Here is a 3,521-nt window from a genome sequence, read left to right as displayed (position 1 = left end):
GTTCGTGCCGGCTAGACGGTTCACGAGCGTCGATTTGCCGACGTTCGGCCGCCCAACGATCGCGACGACAGGTTTCATGCGTACTCCTATTCTTCGGTGAGAATCTACGTCCAGGACTCAGACTCTCACGGTGCGAGCAAAATGATCGTTTCAGTACCTGGTCCTGAAATGATCGAGTAGGTCGCGCGGCATGGTGGAGGTGACGATGACCTCGGATCCACGTGCCTTTAGATCTTCGATAAGACAGCTTCGATGATACCCGTCCAGCGTCATGCCGTCCGCATTGAAGATGACGTCCGGCACAATCAGCATAACCTGCGAAAGATCGTTGGGAAGCTGTTCTAAGATATCGCAGGCGCACATAAGGCCTGTGACATCGACGTTACCGCCGAAGTATTCGTTTGAGATGGTGGCGACCCGACCGCCGAGCTGCGGCGATGCCACAAAGCCGCCAACGGTTTGCGCGGCGGCGGCACCGCTCAGTACAACGAGCTGCCTGCCCTCCCGCTCAAGATGCTTGTGGATGCGCGCAAGCTCATCGGAAGAAGAGGCGAGCACATCGGCTGTTTCATCGAGATAGCTTCGGATCATGCCGATACCGTCGTAGTACTGCGGGTAGCCATCGTAGGAGTCTGCGGGTGGCACGTCGATGCGAGCATCGAGGTAGAACTCGTCGGCAAGCTGGAAGATGGTTCTCCCGCAGCGTTCGCGCGCCGCCTCTTGGAAGGGACGAACCTGTTCGATAACCGCGCGGGCAGAAGCGGGATCGTCTGAAAAAGAAGCTTGGAACCTTGTTTGGAACCTGGTATAGCCGAGCGGGACGATGCCGAGGCTTGTAACCTGCGGGCGGTCAGCGCACCATGAGAGCGTCCGGTTGAGTTCCTCGCCATCGTTCTCGCCAGGGACGAGCACGACCTGCGCATGAATCTCGATATCTTCGTCGATGAGGCGCTCGAGCGCCTCCATGCCGCGCGCGGCGTTCTTGCCCATGAGACGCCGACGCACCTCGGGCGAGACGGCGTGAAGCGACACGTTCATGGGGCTCAGACGATGAGAGATGATGCGTTCGATATCCTGTTCATCGAGGTTCGTGAGGGTGACGAAATTTCCCTGCAGGAAGCTCAGACGGTAATCGTCGTCGCGGATGTAGAGCGTGCCGCGCATGTGCGGCGGAAGCATCCGCATGAAGCAGAACGTACAGGCGTTCACGCAGGTGCGCATGCCATCGAAAACGGCGCCGTCGAACTCGATGCCCCAATCCTCCCCGGGAAGCCGCTCGAGCACGGCGGTCTCAGCGGCGCCATCGCGTGGGTCGAGCACCGTGAGCTCGCACAGGGCGTCTGAAGCCTCCCAAAGCCAGTCGATCATATCTAGAAGTGCGACGCCGTTCACCTCGAGCACGCGCATGCCGCGTTCGATACCGGCATCATATGCGGGAGAATCCGGCGCGACTGCTACGACCAGCGCGCCCTGGGCGTCGGCATCGCGCTCGCGGCCGTAATCCGCACGGGCGAGGGCGTAGGACGGAATCTGCGGTGCATCGGTCATGAGGCGTCGACCAGCTCCTCGATGCACGTTCGCACGCGGTCGATATGCGCCTGCGGTGTCGAGGCACCAGCGGTGATGCCGATCGTGCGCGCGTCGGTAAACCATGCGGCTTCGAGTTCCTGTTCGGACTCGATATGGTGCGTTCGGTCGCAGATGCTGGAGCAGATCTCGGCCAAACGGCGCGTGTTGCCGGAGTTCTTGCCGCCCACGACGACCATGCAGTCGGACGCAGCTGCAAGCTCCGCTGCGGCGCGCTGGCGCTCCCCGGTCGCCTTGCAGATGGTATTCACGATGCGCAGCTCGCGCACGCGGCCGACAAGCGCCGCCGTGACCTCAGCGAGGCGCGCCGCGGTCTGCGTGGTCTGCACGACGACACCTACCTTGCCCGCGAGCTCGATACTATCGAGTTCCTCGGGTTCACTCACGACTTGAGCGCTTTGGCCGGCATGCCCAAGGATGCCCTCAACTTCGGGATGACCCGCCTCGCCGATGACAAGGAGCTGATAGCCTTCAGCCACGAGCTTTGCCGCCGACTCGTGAACCTTCTTCACATACGGGCACGTGGCGTCCAAGACCTCGAGACCGCGGCTGCGTGCCTCCTCGATGACCTCGGGCACCACGCCATGTGTGCGTATGATGAGCGTGCCGTCGCGGGCATCGTCGAGGCTCTCGGCGAGTTCGACACCGGCGGTTTCCAGGTCGCGCACCACGAGTGGGTTATGGATGAGCGGCCCTAAGGTATGCACCGGTGTATCCGTTGCCTCGCAAGCGTGTCGCGCGAGCTTTAGCGCGCGCTCGACCCCGTAGCAAGCACCGGCATGCTCGGCGACCACGATCTTGGCAGCCACGCTACCGCCTCCCCGGATGCTCTTCGCGAAGCGCGTCGCGTACCTCGTACATGCGTCGCACGGATTCGTCTTCAAGCCACTGCAGGCGCTCGCGGCGCTTGAGCTCAGCGGGTGCATCGGAAAGCGAGAGGCGTTCGCCGCAGCGGATCCAGGTCTTCACCGGTCGCATGATGTGCGCACCTGGAGGTGTCACGTCGCGAAAGCCGCAGACGGCGAGCGGTACCACGGGTGCTTTCGCCATCTGCGCGATGAGCGCGAAGCCGCCATGGATCTCGACCGGCTGGTCGTCGGAGCGGATGCGCGTGCCCTCGGGGTAGACGAGCACGTCCTCACCACGCTGGAGCGCATGCTGGGCGCGGCGAAGCGCCTTCATGTCGGACGTGCCCCTATCGACGGGGATGCCGCCCACGCGAGCGAAGAACCACTTGACGATGGGGTTCTTATTGAATTCAGACTTCATGATGGGCCGTACCCGGCGCCCCGTGCGAACGATGTGGCAGACCGTCGCTACAACCTCACCCATGGAAGTATGGTTCGAGATGATGACGGAGCCGGTGTCGCCCGTGGGCAGGAGCTCCTCGGCACGTTCGACGCGCCAGCGCCAATATACCTTGGAGAAGGCGAAGAGGATTCCAATGATCACAAGGTAAAGGGCCCGGATTGCAGGTGGATTCTCGCGCATGCCGCGGTCGTAGTAGTAATCCTCGTCGTGGAAGAAGCGTGCCATATGCTAGCGCCTCTCTTCGATGAGCTCGGCAATTCGGTCGCAAACCTCATCGATGGTATGAGCCGTGGAATCGATCTCGACGGCGTCTTCCGCCTCGACGAGCGGTGCGACGGCGCGACCGGAATCAGCAGCATCGCGGCGTTCGAGGGCGGCAAGCGTCTCGTCGACCTCGCGCTCGAGGGAGTGAGCGTCGATAGCCTCGCCCGCATGGCGCTGGAGCACGCGACGGCGTGCCCGCTCGCGCGGGTCGGCGGTGAGGAAGACCTTAACGTCGGCTTTCGGGAAGACGACGGTGCCGATATCGCGGCCTTCGGCAACGATATCGTGCTCTTGAGCCGCAGCGCGCTGAGGTTCGAGCATAGCCTTGCGCACACCTGCATAAGCGGCGACCTTCGAGA

General features: G+C 62.6%; 5 protein-coding genes. All 5 read right to left on the bottom strand.

Annotated elements, in window-relative coordinates:
- The coding region (locus QZ079_RS08650) for a GTPase (RefSeq protein ID WP_297037460.1) at positions 1-78 on the bottom strand (78 nt) is incomplete at its 3' end.
- Between the two features lie 72 nt (positions 79-150).
- Positions 151-1,548 (bottom strand): DUF512 domain-containing protein, encoded by a 1,398-nt coding sequence (locus tag QZ079_RS08645; RefSeq protein WP_297037459.1) that lies wholly within the window; start codon positions 1,546-1,548, stop codon positions 151-153.
- A complete protein-coding gene (locus QZ079_RS08640) occupies positions 1,545-2,396 on the bottom strand; it encodes a 4-hydroxy-3-methylbut-2-enyl diphosphate reductase (protein WP_297037458.1) in 852 nt (283 codons plus the stop codon). The genes QZ079_RS08645 and QZ079_RS08640 overlap by 4 nt, the downstream gene beginning before the upstream one ends.
- Position 2,397: 1 nt before the next feature.
- Complete coding sequence (locus QZ079_RS08635) at positions 2,398-3,123, bottom strand: lysophospholipid acyltransferase family protein (RefSeq protein WP_297037457.1); 726 nt, start codon at positions 3,121-3,123, stop codon at positions 2,398-2,400.
- A gap of 3 nt (positions 3,124-3,126) precedes the next feature.
- Positions 3,127-3,521: d(CMP) kinase (locus QZ079_RS08630; protein ID WP_297037456.1), on the bottom strand; the 395-nt coding region annotated here is incomplete at its 5' end.

It is taken from the genome of uncultured Enorma sp., assembly GCA_905210055.1.
Lineage (GTDB): Bacteria > Actinomycetota > Coriobacteriia > Coriobacteriales > Coriobacteriaceae > Enorma.
This window is presented reverse-complemented; position numbering and strand designations above follow the sequence as displayed.

Bases quoted from the DNA above. Each gene is read 5' to 3' on its own strand.
- QZ079_RS08635 (WP_297037457.1), bottom strand. From the start codon at position 3,123: ATGGCACGCTTCTTCCACGACGAGGATTACTACTACGACCGCGGCATG.
- QZ079_RS08645 (WP_297037459.1), bottom strand. From the start codon at position 1,548: ATGACCGATGCACCGCAGATTCCGTCCTACGCCCTCGCCCGTGCGGAT.